This window comes from Streptomyces sp. NRRL WC-3549, from assembly GCF_000721935.1.
Lineage (GTDB): Bacteria > Actinomycetota > Actinomycetes > Streptomycetales > Streptomycetaceae > Streptomyces.
The window spans coordinates 83,993-84,940 of record NZ_KL585418.1; the positions used below are offsets into that span (position 1 = coordinate 83,993).

A 948-nucleotide genomic window follows, 5' to 3' on the forward strand; every position below is an offset into this window, starting at 1 on the left:
CCCCGATCGGCGGATCGCTCGCCGCGCTCACCCCGTACCTGGCGGCGGCCGTCTGCACCCTCGGCATCCTGTACAGCGTGGTCGACGGACGCCGGCCCGACCGGGTCGTGGTGTTCACCGGCTGCGCGGTCGTGCTCGCGCTGGTCGTCCGCCAGGCGATCATGCTGCTGGACAACATCGCGCTCACCCAGGAACTGGCCCACAAGGAGAACCACTTCCGCTCCCTGGTCCAGGGCTCCAGCGACGTCATCATGATCGCCGAGCCCACCGGTGTGCTGCGCTACGTCAGCCCCGCCGCGGCCGGCGTCTACGGCCGTGCCGCGGAGGACCTCGTCGGCACGTACCTGCCCTCGATCATCCACCCCGACGACCTCGGCCCGGTCGTCCACGAGGTGCGCAGATTCCTCGCCGCCCCGCCCTGCGAGGAGCCCACCACCCGGATCGAGTGCCGCTTCCGGTCCGGCACCGGCACATGGCTCCACGTCGAGTCCACCGTCAACCGCCACCAGGGCGGCCTGCTGCTCAACAGCCGGGACGTCACCGAACGCGTCAGGCTGCAGGAGCAGTTGCAGCACAACGCCGAGCACGACCCGCTCACGGACCTGCCCAACCGCGCCCTGTTCACCGCACGGGTGGCCCAGGCCCTCGGCGGCCGGCGCTCGGGCGACCCGGGCACCGCCGTGCTCTTCATCGACCTCGACGGCTTCAAGGCGGTCAACGACAGCATCGGCCACCAGGCGGGCGACGAGCTGCTCGTCCAGGCCGCCCGCCGGCTCCAGGACTCCGTGCGCACCTCCGACACCGCCGCCCGCCTGGGCGGCGACGAGTTCGCCGCGCTCATCGTGGGCGACGGCACCCACGACCAGGCCGCCCGGGAGTACCAGGTCCACGAGATCGCCGACCGGCTGCGCCTCACGCTCTCGCAGCCCTGTCTCTTATACACATCTC

The 948-nt window shown here is 71.7% G+C and carries 1 protein-coding gene; it reads left to right on the forward strand.

The genetic code is table 11. The annotated features are described in order from the left end of the window. The coding region (locus IH13_RS0123930) for a diguanylate cyclase domain-containing protein (RefSeq protein WP_031087706.1) at positions 1-948 on the forward strand (948 nt) is incomplete at both ends.